Source organism: Methylobacterium sp. 4-46, assembly GCF_000019365.1.
In the GTDB taxonomy this organism is placed as follows: Bacteria; Pseudomonadota; Alphaproteobacteria; order Rhizobiales; family Beijerinckiaceae; genus Methylobacterium.
In genome coordinates this window covers 3939460-3961633 of sequence record NC_010511.1, presented here as the reverse complement: position 1 = coordinate 3961633, position 22174 = coordinate 3939460, and the positions used below count along the sequence as shown (strand labels likewise).

Below are 22174 nucleotides of genomic sequence, written 5' to 3'. Positions count from 1 at the left end.
GATTCCTTCGGAATGGCGGATGTGGACCTCGCTCAGGCGCCGCGTGGGCTCTGATCCGGGATCCGCTTTGATCAAGCGGATCCCGGTTCAAACCACTAGGCGTAGAGGTGAGTGCCACCCACGTTGCGGCGCACGGTCAGGCCGACCACAACAAGACCGACGAGGCCCGCTCCCATCAGGATATATGCCGGCATGTAGGTGTTGCCCGTGACGCTGATGAGCCAAGCCGCGAAATACGGGCCGCCGCCGCCGCCGACAACCGCACCGACGCTGTGCCCGAAGGCAACGCCCGTATGCCGGATCTGGGTCGGGAACATCTCTGGCATCGTGGCGTAGGTGCCCGCTTGGCACAGGGCGTAGGGGATGATCCCGATGGACAGGCCAAGGAGCGCCAGCACGATATTGTTCTGGTTCATCAGCATGAATTCAGGGAGGGTGAGCAGCAAGTACGCCGTGTAGGCAATGAGCAGCAGGGTCTTTCCGCCAACCCGGTTGCCGATCATCCCGGCGAGCGGGATCAGGAACGACGCCAGGATAACGGCCAGCAGCACGACCGTGGCGGCTTCCGCCTTGCTGAAGCCCAGTACCTCGCTGAAATACACGGATACGAACACCGTTCCGATATAGGTGCCGATGTTCTGGACGGCCGAGATCAGCATCACCTTGGCTAGGGCGGTCGGGTACTGCTGGAACAGGCTCGCGAGCGGGGCCTTGGTCGTCTTGTGCGAAGCGGACAGCGCCGCGAATTCCGGGCTGTCCTCGATGCTCAGGCGCATCCAGATCGTCAGGACCGCCAAAGGACCAGCCAGCAGGAAGGGAATGCGCCAGCCCCACTCGATCATGCTCTCCCGGGTCAGCATGGCCGCCATAAGGCCGCCGAGAGCGGCCGCCAGGCCTTTGCCCAGCTGCGCCACCGAGGGAAGGAAGGAGATATAAAGGGCACGACGATCCGGCGCCGCCCATTCGCGAATGTACGAGGCGGCGCCTCCGATCTCTCCGCCGGTCGAGAACCCCTGCAGCAGCCTCATCAGCACCAAGAGGACCGGCGCTACAATGCCGATGGTCTGGTAGCTCGGCAGCAAGCCCGTGAGCGCGGATGCGACGCCCATGAGCGTGATGGTGGCGATCAGGCTGGTGCGCCGACCGCGGCGGTCTCCCAGTTGCCCGAAATACCAGGCACCGATCGGCCGGACGAGGAAGGCCAGGCCGAACACGGCGAGCGTGTTGAGCAGGTTCGCGACGGCGTCACCGGCAGGGAAAAACACGAGCGACAGCGTCGCCGCCACATACCCATAAACGCTGAAATCGTAATATTCGATGAATGTGCCGAATACGGCCGCTCCAGTTGCTTGTTTCGCTTTTTCTTTGATGCCGCCGGCATGCATAGCTACAGACATTGTGTCAGACATCGTCTCCACCCGTGGTATATAGGTTTTTTCATTTCGCATTTTCTAAATGTTGACGCGTCAACTCTTGCTGTAGGCCCCCGTGTAGGTGCTGTTCGCGATCGACTTCAGGATCGCTGCCTCCTTGGCCAGATGCGCTTCGACCTTTCCGGAGAGGTCACGGGCGATGGATTGCGGAAAGCTGACCACGCCGTCCTCGTCGCCGACGATGATGTCGCCTGGAGAGACGACCGTGCCGCCGCTCATCGCGATCGGAACGTCGATCTCACCGGGGCCGTCCTTGTAGGGTCCGCGGTGGATCACGCCACGGGCGAAGCAGGGGAAGGTACCGGCGGAAATGGTCCCGAGATCCCTGATCGCGCCGTCAACGACGAAACCGGCGACGCCGCGCATCTGCGCGATCCGAACGATGATTTCGCCGATCAGCGCCCGGGTCGTGTCGCCCTCGCCCGCCACGACGATCACCTCGCCGGGCTGTACCAGTTCGAGCACCTTGTGGATCATCAGGTTATCGCCGGGCCGCGTCCGAACGGTGCGCGCAGGTCCAACCAGCTTGGCGCCCCGATGGTAGGGCCGCATGTCGAGAAAACCTGGCAACCGATCGAGATTGTCGCTAATGACCGCGACCGGTGCTTCACGGAACAGCTCCGCAAGCTCGAGGCTCTTTGCCTGTTCGATTGTCTTCATGACAAAATCCTCATTTTGAAGGACGGAGGCGCCACAGGTCCACAGTCCGGATTTGGTGTTTGAGATCATTCGTCGGCAGCACGAGAGAACCGCGTTCGCTCTTCTGCCGCGGATGGCGTTCGATGGCGGATGGAAGTCCCTCCACTTGATGGAAGATGGATGCGTCATCCCAAATCCGCGCGATTCCTTCGGAATGGCGGATGTGGACCTCGCTCAGGCGCCGCGCGGGCTGTGATCCGGGATCCGCTTCGATCAAGCGGATCCCGGATCAGTTCACCTGCGATTGGGCCTCGATGACTGCGACGGCCGTCATGTTCGTGACTCCGCGAGCCGTCACCGACGGTGTCAGGATGTGAACGGGCTTGGAGGGGCCTATGAGAATGGGGCCAACCGGCAGCGCGTCGGCCAGAACGCGCACAAGCTGGAAGGCGATATTGGCCGCGTCCAGATTCGGCAGAATCAGCAGATTCGCCTCGCCCTTTAGCTTCGAACCCGGATTAACCCGATCACGGATCAGTTGGGAGAGAGCTGTATCGGCGGCCATCTCGCCGTCCGCCTCCAGATCTGGTGCCAGTTCCTGAACGAGCGCCAGCGCCTTTCGCATCTTCACGGCGCTCTCGGTATCGCCCGAGCCGAAATCCGAATACGACAGGAGCGCGACCTTCGGCGTGATGCCGAACCGACGCACATGGCCTGCGCAGGCACACGTCATCTCGGCGATCTCCTCGGCGGTCGGATTGGGCCGCACGTGGGTATGGGCGAGGAAAAGGGGACCTTGCGAGGTGATCATCAGGCTGAGCGCGGCCAGTTGGTGCATGCCCGGCCCGTAGCCGACTATGTTCGTGATATGATCCAGATTTGAGCGGAAGCGGCCCTCCAAGCCGCAGAGCAGCGCGTCCGCATCGCCCCGCATCAGCGCGAGTGAGCCGATGATGGTCGCGTTGGTGCGCACCAACGTCCGGGCGGCGTCGGGCGTGATGCCCTTGCGCCCGGCGCGTTCAACGAGCGTCGCGACATAATCGCGATAGCGTGGATCGTCCTCGGGGTTGATGAAGTCGAAATCGCGTCCGGCCTTGATGGAGAGGCCGAAACGCTTGAGCCTCATCTCGATCACCGCCGGGCGGCCGATCAGGATCGGACGGGCGATCCTCTCTTCGACCACCGCGTGGACGGCACGGAGGACGCGCTCGTCCTCCCCCTCCGCATAGGCGACGCGGCGGGGCGAGGCCCTCGCGGCGGTGAAGATCGGCTTCATCACGAAGCCAGAGCGGAAGACGAAGCGTCCGAGGCTCTCGGTATAGGCCTCGATGTCGGCGACGGGCCGGCGGGCGACGCCGGTGTCCATCGCGGCCTTCGCGACGGCGGGCGCGATGCGCAGGATGAGCCGCGGGTCGAAAGGGCTTGGGATCAGCGACTCAGCGCCGAAAGGCCGCGCCTCGCCGCCATAGGCGCGGGCGACGACGTCCGACGGCGCCTCGCGGGCGAGGGCCGCGATGGCGCGTACGGCTGCACTCTTCATCTCCTCGTTGATGGTCGAGGCGCCGACATCGAGCGCACCCCGGAAGATGTAGGGGAAGCAGAGGACGTTGTTGACTTGGTTCGGGAAGTCCGAGCGCCCCGTGCAGATGAGCGCGTCCGGGCGCGCCTCGCGGGCGAGTTCGGGCATGATCTCGGGCGTCGGGTTCGCGAGCGCCATGATGAGGGGGTTCGGCTTCATCACCTTCAGCATCTCGGGCTTGATGACGCCCGCTGCCGAGAGGCCGATGACGACATCCGCACCGTCGATCACCTCGGCGAGGGTGCGCTTGTCGGTCGTCTGCGCGTAGACCTCCTTCCACCGGTCCATGAGCTCGTTGCGTCCCGCGTAGACGACGCCCTCGATGTCGGTGACCCAGATGTGCTCGCGCGGCACGCCCAGCGAGACGAGCAGGTTCAGAGTCGCGAGAGCGGCCGCACCCGCGCCGGATGTGACAACCTTGATGCTCTCGATCTTCTTGCCGCTGAGTTCGAGCGAATTGAGGACGGCCGCCGAGACGATGATGGCCGTGCCGTGCTGGTCGTCGTGGAAGACCGGAATTTTCATCCGGGTCTTGCACTTTTCCTCGATCTCGAAGCATTCCGGCGCCTTGATGTCCTCGAGGTTGATGCCGCCGAAGGTCGGCTCCAGCGAGCAGACCACGTCGACCATCCTGTCGACGTCGCGCTCGTCCACCTCGATGTCGAAGACGTCGATGCCGGCGAACTTCTTGAACAGGACCGCCTTGCCCTCCATCACGGGCTTGGAGGCGAGCGCTCCGATGGCACCGAGGCCGAGCACCGCGGTACCGTTCGAGACGACCGCGACGAGGTTCTGGCGCGAGGTGTAGTCGGCCGCCTTGTCGGGATCTGCGGCGATTTCCTCGCACGGGATCGCAACACCGGGCGAGTATGCGAGCGCGAGGTCCCGCTGCGTGCCGAGAGGCTTCGTCGGCACTACTGCCAGTTTTCCTGGGTACGGGTAGCAATGATAGGCGAGAGCGGCGTGCTCCAGCTCTTCCGAGACATTGTCCGCCATTCAGATTTTCTCCTCCGTTGTCAGACGACGCCTCGAATAGCCATTCGAAGCCACACCGTGCCTGCCGCCCGCATCAGGCCGTGATCGGCTGCGGGGGGCCTGACTTGGCGTCGTCGGCGATCGCCACGTCCTCGGGCTCGTCCGCCTCGGCGTCGGTTTCCGCGTTGAGGCGACGACGCAGCACCTCCTCGTCGAGCACACCCTCCCATTTGGCGACCACGATGGTGGCAAGGCCGTTGCCGATTACGTTCGTGAGCGCCCTGGCCTCGGACATGAAGCGGTCGACGCCGAGGATTAGCGCGATCGAAGCGACCGGAATCGTACCGACCGAGGCGAGTGTCGCGGCGAGCACGATGAAGCCCGACCCCGTCACGCCCGCCGCCCCCTTCGAGGTGAGCAGCAGGACGCCGATGATGCCTAGCTCCTGCCAGACGGTCAGATCGATGTTCGTCGCCTGGGCGAGGAAGATCACCGCCATCGTCAGGTAGATGCATGTACCATCCAGGTTGAACGAGTAGCCGGTCGGCACGACGAGCCCGACGACCGACTTGTCGGCGCCGAGATTCTCCATCTTGGCGATCATCCGGGGCAGGACCGACTCGGAGGACGACGTGCCCAGAACGATCAGCAGCTCCTCCTTGATGTAGCGGATGAACTTCAGGATCGAAAAGCCGTGTAGCGCCGCGATTGAGCCGAGGACCACGAAGATGAAGAGAAGGCACGTCGTGTAGAACGACAGCATGAAGTTGCCGAGCGAGAGCAGCGTCGAGATACCGTACTTGCCGATCGTGAAGGCCATGGCCCCGAAGGCGCCGATTGGGGCAGCCTTCATGATGTAGCCGACGATCTTGAAGAAGACGTGGCCGACGGTGTCGATGAGCCGGAGCACGCCCCCGCCGCGCTCTCCGAGCGCCTGCAGGCCAAAGGCGAACAGGATCGCAAAGAACAGGACCTGCAGGATCTCGCCTTTGGCGAAGGCACCCACGACGGTCGAGGGGATAATCTCCATCAGGAAATGGACGGTCGACTGGTCCTTGGCCTCGGCGGTGAAACTCGCAATCGACTTCGCGTCGACGGTCGAGAGGTCGAGGTTGATGCCGACGCCCGGCTTCCAGAGATTGACCACGACAAGGCCGATGATCAGCGCAAGCGTCGTCACGACCTCGAAATAGATCAGGGCCTTGAGGCCAACGCGCCCGACCTTCTTCATGTCCCCCATGCTGGCGATGCCGTGCACGACGGCGAAGAAGATGATCGGCGCTATGATCATCTTAATTGCTTTGATAAACGCATCCCCTAGCGGCTTCATCTGCTCGCCGATCTGCGGGTAGAAGTGCCCGAGCACAACACCTACTGTAATCGCGCCCAGCACCTGAACGTAGAGATGAGAGTACCATTTGACGGTTTGATGGTCCGTCTCGGATATTGCCGCCGTCATTGTTTTCCCCCAAGTAATACTCGTCGGCCTTGGGTCGCTCCTATTAGAATTTGAGGGATATGGTGCCCCACAATCTAAGATTGGCAAGAGAATAAAAACGATGGACTCTTATTCGTTTTTCGACTTATGGGAGAAGTAGGACGTTCTGGACGGCTTAGGGTCAAAACCCAATCAGCTTGACCGTGCGGATGGCTGCTGAGGGTGCAGGCTGTGTGAAAAACTTGGGCGCGCCCCGAAATTGTAGAACAATCTTCTGCGCTGCTGCCATCAGGGTGTGCGAGGGGAGATCCTTCTACAGCCTCTGCATTTTCACACAGCCTCGGTGGCACAGCCTCGGCGGAAAGCGGAGCGTGGCCGTGCGAGGGTGAGGAATGGTTCATCCTCCTTCCGCACGTTGCGGTCGTCATCGGCAACAGCGGCTCGGGCAAGAGTACGCTGGCCGAGCGCTTGGGGAAGACTCGGCGTCTGCCGGTCTACGACCTCGATCTCGTTCACTGGCATCCTGAGGGACGCAAGCGCGACGAAGCCGTTGCCAAGGCTCGCGTCGCCGAGATCGCGGCGGGTGTACATCAGAGGCGCGCCGGCACGAATCGCAAAGACAGAGCCTGGCCAAAATTGCGAACTTGGTCGAAGCCCAGAAAGGCTGGGAGTTCCGAGTTTTCTACGTATCGCCACCCGTCGAAGTTAGGCCGGATTTATCCGCTCCAACGGCAAGTGAGCTGGCGTCCGGCATCGCGGAGGCTCGGGTGTTGCTGGAAAGCGGCCACGAGCGAACGGCACTGGTGATTGCATGGTCGCTCCAAGAAGCGATTGCTCGGTTGGTCACTCCCGAGGAGGCGAGGACCAAGGCGCGGCCTTTGTCACCGGTTCATAGTCCGACGATCCCCGGTTCGCAAACTTGACAAACGCAGTGGCCGCTCTCGCCGAACTGGCGGCCCGACGGCCGCTTTCCACCCTCGGCCGCCCTCCACACGCTCAAGCCGAACGAGTTGAGATCCTACACGTGCTGGCCGCCGTTGATCTGCACCTCCTCGCCGGTGACGTAGCTCGCGTGCTGCGAGCACAGGAAGTAGATCACCGAGGCCACCTCGGCGGGCGTGCCGATGCGGCGCATCGGGATGGTCGGCGCGAGATGCGCCTCGGTCTCGGCCGAGAGGATCTCGGTGCGGATCTCCCCGGGCGCGATGGCGTTCACCCGCACGCCGTAGGGCGCGAAGTCGAAGGCCATCTCGCGGGTCAGGCAGGACAGGGCGGCCTTCGAGGTCGCGTAGGCCGCGCCCGCGAAGGGATGCACCCGCGTCCCCGCGATCGAGGTCAGGTTCACGATCGAGCCGCCCGCCGCCACCAGGTTGTCGAGCAGCCCGCGCGCCAGGATCACCGGCGCCAGGAAGTTGACGTGGAAGACGTCCATCCAGGTCTGCAGCGGCGTGTCGACCGAGGACAGCCGCCCGCCGGCCGGGGTCTTGGGCGAGATGCCGGCATTGTTCACGAGCGCGTGGAGGGGCCCGTCGCCAATCAGCTCCTTCACGCGCGCGACCGCGCGGCCGGTGGCCGCCGGATCGGCGAGATCGACCGGGACATGGTCGATCCGGCCCGATTCCCAGGGGCAATTCGGGTCGAAGGGCCGGCGCGCGCAGGTGATCACGCGCCAGCCCGCCTCGGCGAAGATCTTGACGGTGGCGTGGCCGATGCCGCGGCTCGCCCCGGTGAGGAGGAGCGTGCGGCCGGCGCCCCGCTCCGCGGCGCGCGCGCCGCGCTCCGCGCCGGCAGAGGAACACGGCGTCGAGGTGCTCATGGGCTCTCCCGAGAGAAGGACGCGCGGCCCGAGATCTTCCCCGCCGCGCCGAAGGGACCGCCGCCGGGCGGCGGGCGGCGTTCAGCGCGGCGGGGCCTGCGCCGTCGCGGCGGCCATCGCCGCGAGGCTTCCCTGGTTGATCCAGGCCGCCGTGTCGCGGGCGGCGCAGCAGCGCCCGTCGCAGGAGGGGAGGGCGCCCGGACCGACCTCCCGGTTCGTCAGGATGGCCCGGATCGTCTTCGCGCAGCGCCCGCAGCGGATGCGGCAGCCGAGGGCGCGGAAGACGCCGGCGGGCGTGAGGGCGCTGTCGGCCGCGCAGGCCCGCACCGCCGTATCCGACAGGACGTTGCAGGAGCAGACGATCATCGGGGCTCGGCTCCGAGAGGACGGGGTTCATTCGCGCGGCCGCGGGGCGGGGCCGCCCGGGCGCGACCGGAGGCAGGCCGCCGGCAGAGCCAGGATCGCCCCGCCCGCCGCGCCGCGCCTTGAGGCAGCGCAAGGGGGCGGCCCGCTCACGGCGCGGCAAGGGCATGGTCGGCCGCCCGGCGCCGCTGCGCCATCCGGCTCTCCCCGCTCTCGTCGCCGAAGCAGGATCCGAAATCCGCGCAGACGCCGCAGCTCGGCGCCGTGCAGAGGACGAAGCCCTCCGCCTCGCACAGGCGGCGGTAGAGGTACTTCTTCCACTTCATGTTGCGGTCGTTCCCCGCCGCGAGCGCCGGGAAGTGCCGCGCCATCAGGCGCGACAATTCTGAGCGGGCCTGCAGGCCGAGATCCTGCCAGAGGTGATCGGGCTCCATCGCCCGGCGGGCCACGATCGCGGCGAGCCACGCCTCCTCCGGGCCGCGCCCGGCGCGGTGCGCGAGGAGGAGGTCGCGGACCATCGCCTCCTCCTCGCCCGGATCGGGCCGTGCGGTCCCGCTGCGCGCCAGGGTGCCGGGCGCCAGGGTGCCGGGCGCCAGGGCGCCGGGTGCGAAGAACCGGGCCTCCAGGGCGGCGAGATCCTCCGGCCCGAGGCCGAGCCGGGCGGCGAGGCTCTCGCCCCGATGCGCCGCCTCCGCGGCGCAGAGCGCGAGCGCGCAGGCGAAGAGATGCGCGTCGAACGGGTCGGCGGACGGGCGGGCCGCCTCCTGGCCCGCCATCAGGGCGGCGTATCCGGGCGCGGCCATGGCTCAGGCCGCGATCCGGTCGGCCGGAACGTGGGTCTGGCAGGCCTTGGGGCAGACCCGGGCGCAGGCGCCGCAGCCGATGCAGGCGCCCGCCTCGTCCACCACCATGACCTTGCGCACCAGTTTCCCGTCGAACTCGTCGTCGTCCTCGTCGCCGACCCGGCCGAGGAGCGCGTTCTCCGCCCCGACGCCGAACAGGTGCATCACGTCGCGCGAGCACACCTTGTAGCAGCGGCCGCAGCCGATGCAGGTCTTGGCGTCGATGGCGACCAGGTAATCCGGCATCCAGGCGCGGCCGTCGCGCGTCGTGAAGGCCATGGCGGGGCTCCTTCTCAACCGGGGGGAGGGCGGCCCGCGGCCGCCCCGGGGATCAGGCCTCGGCGGCCTTGAGGGCGCGGCGCGCCGCGTCGAGGGCCTGGAACGCGTCGTAGGTCTCCTGCGCCACGCGCAGGATCGACTGCCAGTTGGTGGGCAGGTCCTCCGAGAGGTCGTGCAGGTTCATCTTGGCGGTGACGGACCGGGACGACAGCTTCTTGATCTCGGCCTTGAGGGTCTCGATGTCGGACATGCCGGCCTCCGTCAGATGCGGGCGACGTCGGGATGGGCCGCGATCATGGCGGCCGCCTCGTCGATCGCCCTGCCGCCGGCCTCGGCGAGCTTGGCGAGGCTCTCGAAGCCGAAGCGGTGCACGTCGCGCAGGTACTTGTTGAGGACGATGAGCCGGCCCGCCGTGAGCAGCACGCGGCCGAAACCCTCGTGGCTCATCTTCATCATCGGGCTGGCGATCAGCCCGGCGCGCGCCTCCACGGCGAGGCCCACCGCCGTGTAGAACAGCTCGACCCGCCACAGCACGTCCGGGTCGGGATCGCCCATGATCGGGATCTGGCGGCGCTGCTCCTTCGAGACGATGAAGTCCCGCAGGAGCTGGGCGTCCGGCTTCTTCTCCCAGGCGCCGTAGCTGTCCTGGGCGCGCAGCAGCCGCACCAGGGCGGTGAGGAAGGGGGTGGCGAGGGCGGCCTCCTCGGGGGCGCGCTCCAGGGTGGCGGTCTCGGACATGGTCGGTCTCTCCGGGGTCGTGCGGTCGCCATCGGCGATCGGATCAACCGAAATCCGACGGATTGCTTCGCCATGCGGATTTCGGCTTCGCTCACGCGCCGCGCGGGCTTGTCAGACGAAATCCGACGGATTGCTTCGCCAAGCGGATTTCGGCTTCGTTCAGGCGCCGCGCGGGCTTGTCAGATGCTGTCCGGACGTGATCGTCCGACCGGCGGATCAGTCCTCGTCGTCGGCGAAGGAGGGTTCGGGGGCGGTCGCGCCGGACGCGGCCAGCACCTTGCGCAGCCAGGGCGGGGGCGCGCCCGCCAGCATGGCGCGGGTGCGCTCCAGCACGGCCTCGATCGGCTGCGCCTGCGCGATCTTGATCGGGTGGATCTTCGCCGTGACGACCTTGGCGGCGGAGGGGCCGCCGATCGCGAGGCAGAACAGCAGGTGGCAGCCGCGCAGGGCCTCGACCTTCGGGGTGATGCGGTCGTCGCCGTCGGTCCGGTGCCGGCCGCCCTCGTCGGAGACCTCCTCGAAGGTGACCGCCTCGACGAAGCTCCAGCCCCGCACGGTCACGTCGTAGAGCGCGAAGCGCCGCGCCGAGCCGAAATGGGCGTTGAGGCTCTTCAGGTCCTGGGTGGCGATGGCGACGCGCAAGGCTGGGCCGGCGGCCTGCTCCGCCGGCTCCTCGCTCTCAACGAGCCGCAATCTGCGCAAGGCCGTCATGGGATTCTCCCCGGTCACGGAACGGATTGAGGGATTGGGGGGTGGGCTCGCGGCGGTTGGCCTGGACCAGGTTCGCCACCTCGAAGATCAGGTCGCGGGTGCCCTCGTGGCCGATCGAGAGCCGGTGCGGGGAGCCGAGCCGGTCGAAGATCGGGAAGCCCACCCGCATCAGCGGGATGCCGAGGCGCTCGGAGGCCTGGCGCCCATGGCTGTGGGTGACGAGGAGGTCGCAGCCCGACGCCCGGGCCTCGAGATCGCCGAGATCGCCGACCACCACCGTCTCGGCCGGGACCCGGGCGAGGATCGGACTGTCGCCCGTGGTGGTCACGGCGAGCGCGACGGTGGCGCCGAGCCCGGCGAAGAAGCTGGCGAGCCCGTAGAGCAGGTCCGGCTCGGCCGCGATCGCCACCCGCAGGCCGCCGATGTGGAAATGCCCGTCGAGGAGCGCGTCCTCGAGCTGGCTGCGCCGCCGCCGCAGGGCGGCCGGGACCGGCTTGCCCGAGAGGGAGGCGAGGAGCGCGACGTAGCGGTCCGCCGCCTTGAGGCCGGTCAGCGTGTCGAGGACCGTGAAGGGCACGCCGGTGCGGGCCTCGAGCAGGGCGGCCGCCCCGCGCACGTGCTCGGCGAGCGCGATCGTGTGCAGGGCCCGGCCCATGCCGCGGATCGCCGCGACCGGCGTGCCGCCGTAGCTCGTCGGGATCCAGCGCGCCGGCACCGTGCCGTCGAGGGAGCCGGCGATGTCGGGCAGGATCACCGGTTCGAGCCCGAAGGCGAGCGCGCTCTCGCGCAGGAACTCGACATCCGCCACCGTGTGGTGCTGGCCCGGCAGGATGTTGATCCGGTTGAGGGCGGCGACGCGGCTTTCGGCCTCCGGCACGACCTGCGCGATGGTGGCGCAGACCGCCTTGGCCCAGCCCTCCTCCATGGCGCCGGCGAAGTCCGGCGTCTGGGCGAGGACCAGCTCGGTCTCGCCGAGGGTCTCGGCGTGGCGCCCGCGGATCAGGGCGAGGTCGCCGGAGAAATCCTCGCCGCGCGTCTCGACCAGCGCCGTGGTGCAGATGCCGATCAGGCTCGGCCCGGTGCGGGTCTTGAGGGTGAGGATCGCCTCCTCCAGGTGGTCGGCGCCGCCGAGCACCGTGGCGACCTCGTCCATCGCGGTGGTCTGGAGCGGGACCGTCTCCTTGAAGTGCCGCACCAGCAGGACGAGCGCGAAGGAGGTGCAGCCCTGCGAGCCGTGGAAGAGCGGCATGGCGCCCTCGATGCCCAGGAAGGCCAGGGCCGCGCCGAGGGGCTGGGAGGATTTCAGCGGGTTGGTGGCGACCGCCTTGGCGAGCGGGGTGACCGGATTCACGGCGTCCTCCTCAGCACTCGGCCATGTCGTCGGCGCCCGCACCGGCGAACTTCCTGCGGTGATGGGCCAGGAAGGTGGGATCCGCGGCGGGATCCCGGCCGGGCTCCGCGCGCGGGGCCGCCCCGGCCGCGGTCAGCCGCCCCTCGGCGTCCCAGGGCGCGGGATCGCGCAGGTCGGCCCAGATCGGGTTCGAGAGAGCGAGGTCGATGCGCCGGACGAGCTCCACCATGCCGTCGTAGCCCGCATACGCGACATGCCGCTCCTGGTTGATGTCGAGCCAGGGCATCTTCGCCTTGAGCGCGATGAACTGCGTCCGCCCGCCCGACAGCATGATGTCGGCCTCGTGCGAGGCCAGCTTCGCGTAGAGGTCGCGCGGGGCCATGCTCTCGAACATGTGGTTCTCGTCCTTCAGGAGCTGCTTGATCCGCTCCTTGTCCTCGGCGGTCGACTTCTTGACCGAGGTGCCGACGATCTCGACGCCGATCTCCATCAGCGCCGCCACCACCGACCACGACTTGACCCCGCCGGTGTTGAGCAGGACCCGCTTGCCCTGGAGCCGCGGCCGGAACGCCTCCAGCCGCGCCCAGGCCCGGGCCTCCTCCTCGGCGATCAGGGCCTCGGTGCGGTCGAGGAGGTCGGAGGGCGCGCCCCGCCCGACCAGCAGCCGGGCGGTCTGGCGCAGGGCGTCCGAGGTGTCGGAGATGCCGTAGAAGGAGCCCTCGAAGAAGGGGATGCCCCAGCGCTCCTCCATCTTGCGCGCGAGATTGATGAGGGCGGTCGAGCATTCCATCATCGTCGCCCGCGCCGTGTGGGCGGCCGCGACCTCGCGGTAGCGCGCGTCGCCCGGGATGCAGGCGCGGATGCGGATGCCGAGCCGCTCGAAGAGCGGGCGCACCGCCCAGAACTCGCCCGCGAGGTTGAACTCGCCCAGGATGTTGATGTCGGTGGGGCCGACGTCGTCGGGCTCGACCGTGCCGATGACGTGGTCGAGCAGCGCCTCGCCGGCGAGCTTGTTGCCGAGATTCTTCGAGCCGACGAAGCCCGGCGCGTTCACGGGGATCACCGGCAGCCCGCAGGTCTCGGAGGCCTTGGCGCAGACCGCCTCGATGTCGTCGCCGATCAGGGCGGTGACGCAGGTGGAGTAGACGAAAATCGCCGGGGGCGCGTAGGTGCGGGCGATCTCGCGCACGGCCCGGTAGAGCTTCCTCTCGCCCTGGCCCATCACCACGTCGAGTTCGGTGAGGTCGGTGGTGAAGCTGCGCCGCCAGAGGTCGGAGCCGGAGGAGCCCGCCCCGCGATTGTCCCAGCTGTTGCCCTCGCAGGCGAGGGGCGCGTGGATCAGGTGGGCGACGTCGGTGATCGGCTGCAGCACGATCTTGGCCCCGTCGAAGGCGCAGCCGCCCGCCGCCGCCCCGGGGGTGAGGGGCTTCGTGCAGCCCTTCTTGCGCTCCTTGGCGCCCTTGGCCTGGTTCTTCTCGCAACCGGGCTCGTTGAACACGTCCGCGATTTTGTCCTTGAGCATGGCCCTGCCTCCGGATCCGGTCGGACATCTGCGAGGGCGGCACCGGCGCCGGGCCGGTGCCGCCGCGGCGCTCAGCGGGTGAGGTCGAACGAGTAGTCGGTCTTGGCCGGGTCGATGGTGTCCTGATCGAGCTTGTCGAAGATCTTGTCGAGGATCGTCGTCAGCAGGCGCAGGCCGCCCTGGTAGCCCATCACCGGGAAGCGGTGGTGGTGGTGCCGGTCGAAGATCGGGAAGGCGGTGCGGATCAGCGGCGTGCCGGTGTCGCGCTCCAGGTACTTGGCGTAGGAATTGCCCAGCACGAAATCGACCGGCTCGGTGAAGAGCAGCGAGCGCAGGTGCCAGAGGTCCTTGCCGGCCCAGACCTGGCCGCTGGCGCCGAAGGGCGAGGAGGCGAGGAGCGCCTGCATCTCCTCCTCCCAGGCCTTGGTGCCGTTGGTGGCGAGGCAGTGGATCGGCTCGCCGCCGGTCTCCATGACGAAGCGCGCGAGGCCGTAGACCACGTCCGGGTCGCCGAAGATCGCGTACTTCTTGCCGTGCAGCCAGGACTGGCTGTCCGCCATGGCGTCGATGAGCCGGCCGCGCTCCATCGTGATCGCCTCGGGGATCGGCCGGCCGCTCAGTTCCGAGATCTTGAGCAGGAGCTCGTCGGTGCCGCGCACCCCGAGCGGGTAGTGGAAGCTGTGGGTCTCCTGGCCCTGCTCCGCCGCGTAGTCGAGGGTCTTGCGCGTGCAGTACTTCTGCAGCGAGAGGGTCGCCCTGGCGTTCAGCGCGGCGGCGACGTCCTCGAGCCGGGTGCCGCCCGAATACATCCGGAACTCGCCGTCCGAGGGCGTGTCGTAGGTGTCGGAGGCGTCCTGGATCAGCGTGTAGGAGACCCCGATCAGGTCGAGCAGGCGCTTCAGCTCGCGGTTGTTGCCGACGCAGAACCCGTCGAAGCCCGGGATCAGGTTGAGTCCCTCGCCGGCGCTGCGGGTCCTGCCCTTCCAGAAATGCTCCAGCACGCCCTTGATCATGTTGTCGTAGCCGTCGACGTGGCTGCCCACGAAGGCCGGGGTATGGGCGAAGGGAACGTCGTAATCCTGCGGCACCGACCCCTTGTTCTTGGCGTTCTGGATGAAGGCGTGCAGGTCGTCGCCGATCACCTCGGCCATGCAGGTGGTCGAGACCGCGATCATCTTCGGGTCGTAGAGCGAGTAGGTGTTGGCGAGGCCGTCGATCATGTTGTTGAGGCCGCCGAACACCGCCGCGTCCTCGGTCATCGAGGAGGAGACCGCCGAGGACGGCTCCTTGAAGTGGCGCGACAGGTGGGAGCGGTAATAGGCGACGCAACCCTGCGAGCCGTGCACGAAGCTCATCGTGCGCTCGAAGCCGGCCGCCGCGAAGACCGCGCCGAGCGGCTGGCAGGCCTTGGCCGGGTTCACCACCAGGGCCTCGCGGGCGAGGTTCTTCTCGCGGTACTCCCAGGTCCTGGCGTAGTCGCGCTGCGCCTCGACCGCCTCGCCGGAGGCCGGGCACTCGAACTGCTCGCGCTTGCGGGCGAACATCTCCTGGTATTCGGGCTGACGGAACAGGGGTGCGTGATCGAGCACCCGGTCGGCGGATTGGGGCATCGGAACGGCTCCTTGGCTCGCGGCCGCGCCATACGGCGGCGCGCATCGGTCGGAACACACGGGAGGGGAGCCCGCGGCGGGGGCGCCGCGAGGCGCGGTGCTACTCGGCGGCGTCCAGGAACGCCGGGGCCGGCTTCGCCTTCCAGGGCGCGTCGAACAGGCCCCAGACCGGGTTGTTGATCGCCAGGTCCATGTCGCGGGCGAAGATCGCGAACCCGTCGTAGCCGTGGTACGGGCCCGAATAGTCCCACGAGTGCATCTGCCGGAACGGGATGCCCATCTTCTGGACCGGGTACTTCTCCTTGATGCCGGAGCCGACGAGGTCGGGCCGGATCTTCTCGATGAACTTCTCCAGCTCGTAGCCGGTGACGTCGTCGTAGATCAGCGTGCCGTTCTTCACGTAGTGGCCGGTGCGCTGGTAGTCGTCGTTGTGGGCGAACTCGTAGCCGGTGCCCGCGATCTCCATGCCGAGATCCTCGTAGGCGGTGATCACGTGGCGCGGGCGCAGGCCGCCGACGTAGAGCATGACGCTCTTGCCCTTCAGGCGCGGGCCGTACTTGGCGATCACGGCATCGACGAGCGGCTGGTACTTGGCGATCACCGCCTCCGCCTTCTCCTCGATCTCGGGGCCGAAGTGCTTGGCGATCTTGCGCAGCGAGGCCGCGATCTGGGACGGGCCGAAGAAGTTGTACTCCATCCACGGGATCGCGTACTTCTCCTCCATGTAGCGGCAGATGTAGTTCATCGACCGGTAGCAGTGGATGAGGTTGAGCTTGGCCTTCGGGGCCCGCTCGATCTCGGCCAGGGTGGCGTCGCCCGACCAGTTGCCGACGATGCGCAGCCCCATCTCCTCCAGCAGGATGCGGGAGGCCCAGGCGTCGCCGCCGATGTTGTAGTCGCCGATCACGTTGACGTCGTAGGGCGTGCCCTCGAAGGCGATCTCGCCGTCCTGCTTCTCGAACACCCAGTCGCGAATCGCGTCGTTGGCGATGTGGTGGCCAAGGGACTGCGACACGCCGCGGAAGCCCTCGCAGCGGACCGGCACCACGGTCTTGCCGATCTCCTTCTTCTTCTTCCTGGCCACCGCCTCAATGTCGTCGCCGATCAGGCCGATCGGGCATTCCGACTGGATCGTGACGCCGTGATTGAGCGGGAACAGGCTCTCGATCTCGGAGATGACCTTGTCGAGCTTCTTGTCGCCGCCGAAGACGATATCCTTCTCCTGGAAGTCGGAGGTGAACTGCATCGTCACGAAGGTGTCGATCCCGGTCGTGCCGATGTAGTAGTTGCGGCGCTGCGACCAGGAATACTGGCCGCAGCCGACCGGCCCGTGCGAGATGTGGACCATGTCCTTGACCGGTCCCCAGACCACGCCCTTGGAGCCGGCATAGGCGCAGCCCCGGATGGTCATGACGCCCGGAATGGACTTGATGTTGGACTTCACGTCGCACTCGGTGAGGAGCGTCTCCTCCGCGGGCGCGGTCTCCTCGGCGCCGGCCGGGGTGGCGACCGAGAGGTGCTTGCGGCGGCGCTTGGCGAACTTGTCGGGGTAGGCGGCCAGCACGTCCTCGATGATCTTCTCGTGGAGTGCGCCGTCGTTCTCGTAATCGAGGCTCATGGCAGTCGACCTTCCGTGCTGGCAGGGCCGGGGCGGCCGTCGAGCCGCGCGCCGGGAGGGAGCGGCCGCGGGGGAGCAGCCGCGCGGGAGCGGCCGCGGCCGCGGGAAGCAGCCGCGGGGGAGCGGCCGCGGCCGCTCCCGGTGGCGCGTTGGATCAGTGGACGGCGGCCGCGGCCTTGGCGGCTTCCTTGGCGGCGAGCTCGGCGAGCTGCTGCTCCTCGGTCTTCATGATCCCGAAGTCGAGCAGCATCTGCTCCAGCTCTTCCATGGTGATCGGGGTCGGGATGGTGCCCTTGCCGCCGTTCTCGTGGACCTTCTGGGCGAGCTTGCGGTACTCGGCCGCCTGGGCGGAGGCCGGCGCGTACTCGATCACCGTCTGGCGGCGCAGCTCGGCGTGCTGGACGATGTTGTCGCGCGGCACGAAGTGGATCAGCTGCGAGTTCAGGCGCTTGGCCAGGGCCTCGGCGAGGTCGAGCTCGCGGTCGGTCTGGCGCTCGTTGCAGATCAGCCCGCCCAGACGCACGCCGCCCGAATGGGCGTATTTGAGGATGCCCTTGGCGATGTTGTTGGCCGCGTAGAGCGCCATCATCTCGCCGGACATGACGATGTAGATTTCCTGGGCCTTGTTCTCGCGGATCGGCATGGCGAAGCCGCCGCAGACCACGTCGCCGAGCACGTCGTAGGAGACGTAGTCGACGTCCTCGTAGGCGCCGTTCTCCTCCAGGAAGTTGATCGAGGTGATGACGCCGCGGCCGGCGCAGCCGACGCCCGGCTCGGGACCGCCGGACTCGACGCACTTGATGCCCCTGTAGCCGATCTTGAGGACGTCCTCGAGTTCGAGATCCTCGACGGACCCGGCCTCGGCCGCGAGGCTGAGAACGGTGTCCTGCGCCTTCGCGTTGAGGATGAGGCGCGTGGAATCGGCTTTCGGATCGCAGCCGACGATCAGGATCTTCTGACCCATCTCGACGAGGGCGGCGAGGGTGTTCTGGGAGGTGGTCGACTTGCCGATCCCCCCTTTCCCGTAGAACGCGATTTGGCGCAGACCAGCCATGGTCGAACCCCGCTTGGTAGGTGGCGACATCGCACCCGATGTCACGGCCGGCAGCGACTTCCGCCGCCGTCGCACCCTGTTTGCGCAAGCGATGTGCCAGCGCTTTCGGACGATGTTTCTGCCATCATCTCAGTAGCTTATGGCAGCAGAGGGGGATTGGCGCAGACGCCACCGGGCTGTTGGGAACCCGACAAACTCCGACAGCCCCGGCGGCGGGAGAGGGCGGCGCGCGCGATGCGGGCGCGGCCGGGAGGGGGCGCTGCGGCCGCGCAGCGTTCCTCGTGCGGAGAGGCTGAAGACCGCGCGCCGTCCGGAACCATCACCCCGCCGGACCTCAAGCATGTGTCCGGGGCCGCGGACCTGCCCGGCCGGGACCGAGATCGAGGAACGGCTCACGAGGCCGTCATGTCATACGACATCCGACGGATTGCTTCGCCATCTCCGATTTCGGCCATGCGGATGTCGGCTTCGCTCAGGCGCCGCGCTCAGGCGCCGCGCAGGCGCGTGATCCGGGATCCGCTTCGATCAAGCGGATCCCGGATCACGGCCTCCCGACCTTTTCTCACGCTGGGGAAGGATGGGGCTGCGGCAGGCAGCGCGCCATGATCTGCCGGAGATCAGATCACGGCGGAGCCGGACGAGCGATCGTCGGCCTCGGAGGCGCGGTGCGCGTGCCGCGTCCGGCCCGCCCCGTCGCTTTCCCCTGCGAGACCGGTTCAGGATCATCAGGCAGGCGATCGTCGGGCGGTTCTCCGGTCCGGCGGGGTCGGCGCGCGGGGTGGCGGATCGCGTCCCCGCCGAACCGGACGGCAGCCCCCTAGGCCGCCTCGATCGCGACCTTCACGTCCGCCGGCTTCGCCCAGTAGGGCGCGGAGGTGACCAGGATGTCGGCGCCCGCTGCCGCGTAGGCGGCGGCGTTCGCGGCGGTCACGCCCCCCGCCGCCGCGACCCGGGTCACGCCGCCCGCCGCCCGGGCGAGGGCCTTGACGGCGGCGACCGTCTCGGGCGGCAGCTTCTCGCATTGCAGGATGTCGGGCCCCGCGGCCAGGAGCGCGCGCGCCTCCTCCAGGCCGGTGACCTCGACCACGATCGCCTTCTCGGGCGCGGCGCGGCGAAGGGCCGTCAGCGCGGCGACCGGGTCGGGCAGGAAGGCGCGGTGCTCGGGGAAGACCAGCAGGGTCTCGGACAGGCCGAGCCGGTGCGGCTCGGCCCCGCCCGCCCGGATCGCCGCGATCATCGGCCCCTTGGCGCCCGGCAGGGTCTTGCGCGTCGTCACCACGGCGATGGCGGGCGCCACCGCCCGGGCCGCGTCCACGATCGCGGCCGTGGCGGTGGCGATCCCGGACAGGGCCTCGATCAGGGTCTGGGCCACCTTCCAGCTCTCGTGGAGCGCCCCCGCCGGGCCGGTCGCGTCGAGGAGGACGCCGCCCGCCGGCACGCGGCTGCCGGAGGCCGCCCGCACCGCGCCCTCGCCGCCGGCCCGCCGCACGAGCGCCAGGGCGGCCTCCGTGCCGCAGACCGTCCCGGCCGCCCGCAGGCTGAAGCGCATCCGCGCCGGGCGCTCGCCGATGCCGAGTGCGCGCGTGGTCAGGTCGCCGTGGGGCACGTCCTCCGCGAGCCAGCGATCGATCAGGGCATCGGACCACCACAGGCTGCTCATCGCCCTCTCTCCGGATTCGTCAGCTGTGCCAGATGCGCGGCCCGCCCCGGGCCCCCGCACGATCCTGTCCGGACGCGCAGAGGTCGTCGAGGGTGCGGATCGCGTCGAGGGTCGCGGCCGCGATGCGCCGGGGCCGGTCGGCGATACCGAGCCAGGACGCCTCGCCGTCCGGGCGCGGATCCACCTCGGCGACCTTGGTCCCGGCGCGCAGATCGGTCGCGTCCCGCACGAGGCCCCGGAGCCGGCCGGAGAGGGGAGCCGCGACGGCGATCCCCGCGCAGGTGCCGAGGCTCTCGCCGGCGCGCACCGCCGCGCCGATCTCGGCCCGCGTCCGCCAGAGGCCGTCCCGGGGCGCGCGGGCGAAGCGCTCCCGCCCGGCGCCGCCGAGCAGGGCCGAGCGCCCGTGCGCCGCCAGGGTCGAGCCGGCCGGCGGGACGATCCCCACCGCCTCCGGCGCCGTCTCGATCGCCGCGTCGACCGTGCGGCCGCTGGTGAAGCCCGGGCCGAGCCCGATGGTGAGCCGCGCGTAGGGCCGGATATCGGCCGCGAGGTGGCGCATGCGCATCCGCGCATCCACCAGCACGTCGATCAGCCCGAGGCAGACGAGGTCGCCGAGTTCCATGGTGGTGACGCAGACGAAGCGGCGGTCGAGGAAGGCCATCATGATCTGCACGAGCGTGTCGGCGGCCACCGCCTCCAGGCCCTCGATCTCGACCCGGCCGGTCTCCAGCGCCTCGTCGAAGGCCATGCGCCGGCGCAGCACCGGGTGGGCCGCGTCGCGCGAGAGCACGACCCCGTAGCCGGCGCCGTGCAGCGCGTGCGCCACCGCGGTGGCGACGTCGTTCGTGCCGAGCACGATCGCCACCGGCGCCCGGCCGGCCGGCGCGAAGCTGTTCACGGTCTGCATCCGGCCTCCGGGGCTCGCGGCGGCGCCGCGCGCGGGCGCCCGGCCCCCACTGCGACGCCCGTGCCAGCGCCGCCCGGACCCGCCGCGGGCCCGAATCCCCCTGCGGGCGCGGGGATTTCGGGCCCCCGGCGCCCGGCGCGCCCCTGTCGGGAATCCGACACGAACCGGACCCCGCGCCCCGCGCGTGTCCGGAACCCGACACGGCCGGCGCAGAATGGAATCCGTTGAATTCCAAGGAGATCGCCCCTGGCACGGGGCTTGAAGCAGGCCCTCGGCCCCGGCCGGACCGGTTTCCCCCTCACAGCGCTCCCGGAGATGCGAATATGCTCGGCATCGGTGACACGCTTCCCGCCTTCGAGGTCGTCGGGGTCAAGCCCGGCTTCAATCATCACCAGGAGAACGGGGTCTCGGCCTTCGAGGCCCTCACGCGGGACAGCTTCCCGGGCAAGTGGAAGGTGATCTTCTTCTACCCGAAGGATTTCACCTTCGTGTGCCCGACCGAGATCGCCGAATTCGCCAAGCTGGCGCCGGACTTCGAGGACCGCGACGCGGTGGTGCTGGGCGGATCGAGCGACAACGAGCACGTCAAGCTGGCCTGGCGGCGCGACCACAAGGATCTCGACCGGCTGCCGATCTGGTCCTTCGCGGATCCGAAGGGCAGCCTGATCGACGGGCTCGGCGTGCGCTCGCCCGAGGGCGTGGCCTATCGCGTCACCGTCGTGGTCGACCCCGCCAACGTGATCCAGCACGTCTACGCGACCAACCTCAATGTCGGGCGCGCGCCCAAGGACACGTTGCGCGTGCTCGACGCGCTGCAGACCGACGAGCTCTGCCCCTGCAACCGCGAGGTCGGCGGCGGCGTCCTCAAAGCCGCCTGAGGGAGGCGGCGATGACCCTCGACGCCCTGCTCCAGAGCCTCCCGCCCTACGCCAAGGACGTGCGGCTCAACTTCTCCAGCCTCGGCCGCGAGGAGACGCTGACGGCCCAGCAGCGCGACGGGCTCCTCGTCGCCTGCGGGCTCGCGAGCCGCAACCCGGACCTGGCCCGCGCCCTGGAGGCGGAGGCGGCGCCGCGCCTCTCCCCGGCGGCGCTCGCGGCCGCCAAGGCCGCCGCCACCGTGATGGCGATGAACAACGTCTACTACCGCTTCACCCACCTCGCCTCGAACCCGGCCTACGCGACGCGGCCGGCGAAGCTGCGCATGAGCAGCATCGGCAATCCGGGCGTCGCGCGGGCGGATTTCGAGCTGTGGTCGCTGGCGGTCTCGGCGATCAACGGCTGCGGGCGCTGCATCGACGCGCACGAGCAGGTGCTGCGCGAGGCGGGGGTTGGCGAGGAGGCGATCCAGGCCGCCGTGCGCGTCGCCGCGGTCGTCGCCTCGCTGGCGGTCGCCCTGGAGAGCGTCCGCGCCGCCGCCTGAGCCGCGTCGCCGACATGGCCGCCGGCATGGCCGCCGGCGCCGTGCCGGCGCGGCGCGGGCGGCTCCGCTCGGTTTGCGCCAGATCAAGGACGGGGCGCCGGCGCAATGCTCCCATCACGGCCCGGAGCCGCTCGCGTCAGGGGAGACGAGCCCTCCGCCCTCGCCGGGGGCATCGCCCCCGCGCCAAGCCGGGCCGGACGGCCGCGGATCAATCCACAA

At 68.8% G+C, this 22174-nt stretch carries 20 protein-coding genes; 2 read left to right on the top strand and 18 right to left on the bottom strand.

Annotated features, from left to right (window positions below; translation table 11 throughout):
- Positions 1-95: 95 nt before the first annotated feature.
- From M446_RS16980 to M446_RS16890, 18 genes are all read right to left on the bottom strand, one after another.
- Positions 96-1409, bottom strand: a complete 1314-nt coding sequence (locus M446_RS16980) for an MFS transporter (RefSeq protein WP_012333331.1) — start codon at positions 1407-1409, stop codon at positions 96-98.
- A gap of 57 nt (positions 1410-1466) precedes the next feature.
- Positions 1467-2093, bottom strand: coding sequence for an RraA family protein (locus M446_RS16975; RefSeq protein ID WP_012333330.1), 627 nt, complete (start codon positions 2091-2093; stop codon positions 1467-1469).
- 268 nt (positions 2094-2361) lie between these two features.
- Positions 2362-4647, bottom strand: coding sequence for an NADP-dependent malic enzyme (locus tag M446_RS16965; RefSeq protein WP_012333329.1), 2286 nt, complete (start codon positions 4645-4647; stop codon positions 2362-2364).
- Between the two features lie 73 nt (positions 4648-4720).
- Positions 4721-6085 carry a dicarboxylate/amino acid:cation symporter gene (locus M446_RS16960; RefSeq protein WP_012333328.1) on the bottom strand — a complete coding sequence of 455 codons (1365 nt, stop codon included), beginning with the start codon at positions 6083-6085 and terminating at the stop codon, positions 4721-4723.
- 997 nt (positions 6086-7082) lie between these two features.
- Positions 7083-7880 (bottom strand): SDR family NAD(P)-dependent oxidoreductase, encoded by a 798-nt coding sequence (locus tag M446_RS16955; protein WP_012333327.1) that lies wholly within the window; start codon positions 7878-7880, stop codon positions 7083-7085.
- 81 nt (positions 7881-7961) lie between these two features.
- Entirely contained in the window at positions 7962-8246 is a 285-nt protein-coding gene (locus M446_RS16950) for a bacterioferritin-associated ferredoxin (RefSeq protein ID WP_012333326.1), read from the bottom strand.
- Between the two features lie 146 nt (positions 8247-8392).
- Complete coding sequence (locus tag M446_RS16945) at positions 8393-9046, bottom strand: nitrogen fixation protein NifQ (protein WP_012333325.1); 654 nt, start codon at positions 9044-9046, stop codon at positions 8393-8395.
- A 3-nt stretch (positions 9047-9049) separates the two neighbouring features.
- Positions 9050-9364: a ferredoxin III, nif-specific gene (fdxB, locus tag M446_RS16940; protein ID WP_012333324.1), complete on the bottom strand. Its 315-nt coding sequence runs from the start codon at positions 9362-9364 to the stop codon at positions 9050-9052.
- Between the two features lie 52 nt (positions 9365-9416).
- The gene (locus M446_RS16935; RefSeq protein WP_012333323.1) at positions 9417-9614 is read right to left on the bottom strand and encodes a CCE_0567 family metalloprotein; all 198 of its coding nucleotides are present in this window, start codon (positions 9612-9614) and stop codon (positions 9417-9419) included.
- Between the two features lie 11 nt (positions 9615-9625).
- Positions 9626-10102: a NifX-associated nitrogen fixation protein gene (locus M446_RS16930; RefSeq protein ID WP_012333322.1), complete on the bottom strand. Its 477-nt coding sequence runs from the start codon at positions 10100-10102 to the stop codon at positions 9626-9628.
- Between the two features lie 216 nt (positions 10103-10318).
- Positions 10319-10813, bottom strand: coding sequence for a nitrogen fixation protein NifX (nifX, locus tag M446_RS16925; protein ID WP_043701332.1), 495 nt, complete (start codon positions 10811-10813; stop codon positions 10319-10321).
- Positions 10782-12164: a nitrogenase iron-molybdenum cofactor biosynthesis protein NifN gene (gene nifN / locus M446_RS16920; RefSeq protein WP_012333320.1), complete on the bottom strand. Its 1383-nt coding sequence runs from the start codon at positions 12162-12164 to the stop codon at positions 10782-10784. Before nifN ends, nifX begins: the two co-directional genes overlap by 32 nt.
- A 10-nt stretch (positions 12165-12174) precedes the next feature.
- Complete coding sequence (gene nifE, locus M446_RS16915; protein WP_012333319.1) at positions 12175-13686, bottom strand: nitrogenase iron-molybdenum cofactor biosynthesis protein NifE; 1512 nt, start codon at positions 13684-13686, stop codon at positions 12175-12177.
- 71 nt (positions 13687-13757) lie between these two features.
- Entirely contained in the window at positions 13758-15296 is a 1539-nt protein-coding gene (gene nifK / locus M446_RS16910; RefSeq protein ID WP_012333318.1) for a nitrogenase molybdenum-iron protein subunit beta, read from the bottom strand.
- Positions 15297-15396: 100 nt separating this feature from the next.
- On the bottom strand, positions 15397-16914 hold the full coding sequence (gene nifD / locus M446_RS16905) for a nitrogenase molybdenum-iron protein alpha chain (RefSeq protein WP_012333317.1): 1518 nt from the start codon (positions 16912-16914) through the stop codon (positions 15397-15399).
- 154 nt (positions 16915-17068) lie between these two features.
- Positions 17069-17968 carry a nitrogenase iron protein gene (gene nifH / locus M446_RS16900; RefSeq protein WP_012333316.1) on the bottom strand — a complete coding sequence of 300 codons (900 nt, stop codon included), beginning with the start codon at positions 17966-17968 and terminating at the stop codon, positions 17069-17071.
- An 817-nt stretch (positions 17969-18785) separates the two neighbouring features.
- Positions 18786-19628, bottom strand: coding sequence for a ModD protein (gene modD / locus M446_RS16895; RefSeq protein ID WP_012333315.1), 843 nt, complete (start codon positions 19626-19628; stop codon positions 18786-18788).
- A gap of 19 nt (positions 19629-19647) precedes the next feature.
- The gene (locus M446_RS16890; RefSeq protein WP_012333314.1) at positions 19648-20535 is read right to left on the bottom strand and encodes a hypothetical protein; all 888 of its coding nucleotides are present in this window, start codon (positions 20533-20535) and stop codon (positions 19648-19650) included.
- A 323-nt stretch (positions 20536-20858) separates the two neighbouring features.
- Between M446_RS16890 and M446_RS16885 the strand changes: the two genes are divergently transcribed.
- Together M446_RS16885 and M446_RS16880 are read left to right on the top strand one after the other, a co-directional pair.
- Positions 20859-21413 carry a peroxiredoxin gene (locus M446_RS16885; RefSeq protein WP_012333313.1) on the top strand — a complete coding sequence of 185 codons (555 nt, stop codon included), beginning with the start codon at positions 20859-20861 and terminating at the stop codon, positions 21411-21413.
- Between the two features lie 11 nt (positions 21414-21424).
- Positions 21425-21955 carry a carboxymuconolactone decarboxylase family protein gene (locus M446_RS16880; protein WP_012333312.1) on the top strand — a complete coding sequence of 177 codons (531 nt, stop codon included), beginning with the start codon at positions 21425-21427 and terminating at the stop codon, positions 21953-21955.
- Positions 21956-22174 lie beyond the last annotated feature (219 nt).

Coding starts and splice junctions, on each gene's coding strand:
- modD (WP_012333315.1), bottom strand. CDS start 19,628: ATGAGCAGCCTGTGGTGGTCCGATGCCCTGATCGATCGCTGGCTCGCG.
- M446_RS16890 (WP_012333314.1), bottom strand. CDS start 20,535: ATGCAGACCGTGAACAGCTTCGCGCCGGCCGGCCGGGCGCCGGTGGCG.
- M446_RS16930 (WP_012333322.1), bottom strand. CDS start 10,102: ATGTCCGAGACCGCCACCCTGGAGCGCGCCCCCGAGGAGGCCGCCCTC.
- nifX (WP_043701332.1), bottom strand. CDS start 10,813: ATGACGGCCTTGCGCAGATTGCGGCTCGTTGAGAGCGAGGAGCCGGCG.
- M446_RS16950 (WP_012333326.1), bottom strand. CDS start 8,246: ATGATCGTCTGCTCCTGCAACGTCCTGTCGGATACGGCGGTGCGGGCC.
- nifH (WP_012333316.1), bottom strand. CDS start 17,968: ATGGCTGGTCTGCGCCAAATCGCGTTCTACGGGAAAGGGGGGATCGGC.
- nifE (WP_012333319.1), bottom strand. CDS start 13,686: ATGCTCAAGGACAAAATCGCGGACGTGTTCAACGAGCCCGGTTGCGAG.
- M446_RS16975 (WP_012333330.1), bottom strand. CDS start 2,093: ATGAAGACAATCGAACAGGCAAAGAGCCTCGAGCTTGCGGAGCTGTTC.
- nifD (WP_012333317.1), bottom strand. CDS start 16,914: ATGAGCCTCGATTACGAGAACGACGGCGCACTCCACGAGAAGATCATC.
- M446_RS16880 (WP_012333312.1), top strand. CDS start 21,425: ATGACCCTCGACGCCCTGCTCCAGAGCCTCCCGCCCTACGCCAAGGAC.
- M446_RS16935 (WP_012333323.1), bottom strand. CDS start 9,614: ATGTCCGACATCGAGACCCTCAAGGCCGAGATCAAGAAGCTGTCGTCC.
- fdxB (WP_012333324.1), bottom strand. CDS start 9,364: ATGGCCTTCACGACGCGCGACGGCCGCGCCTGGATGCCGGATTACCTG.
- M446_RS16885 (WP_012333313.1), top strand. CDS start 20,859: ATGCTCGGCATCGGTGACACGCTTCCCGCCTTCGAGGTCGTCGGGGTC.
- M446_RS16980 (WP_012333331.1), bottom strand. CDS start 1,409: ATGTCTGACACAATGTCTGTAGCTATGCATGCCGGCGGCATCAAAGAA.
- M446_RS16945 (WP_012333325.1), bottom strand. CDS start 9,046: ATGGCCGCGCCCGGATACGCCGCCCTGATGGCGGGCCAGGAGGCGGCC.
- M446_RS16955 (WP_012333327.1), bottom strand. CDS start 7,880: ATGAGCACCTCGACGCCGTGTTCCTCTGCCGGCGCGGAGCGCGGCGCG.
- nifK (WP_012333318.1), bottom strand. CDS start 15,296: ATGCCCCAATCCGCCGACCGGGTGCTCGATCACGCACCCCTGTTCCGT.
- M446_RS16960 (WP_012333328.1), bottom strand. CDS start 6,085: ATGACGGCGGCAATATCCGAGACGGACCATCAAACCGTCAAATGGTAC.
- M446_RS16965 (WP_012333329.1), bottom strand. CDS start 4,647: ATGGCGGACAATGTCTCGGAAGAGCTGGAGCACGCCGCTCTCGCCTAT.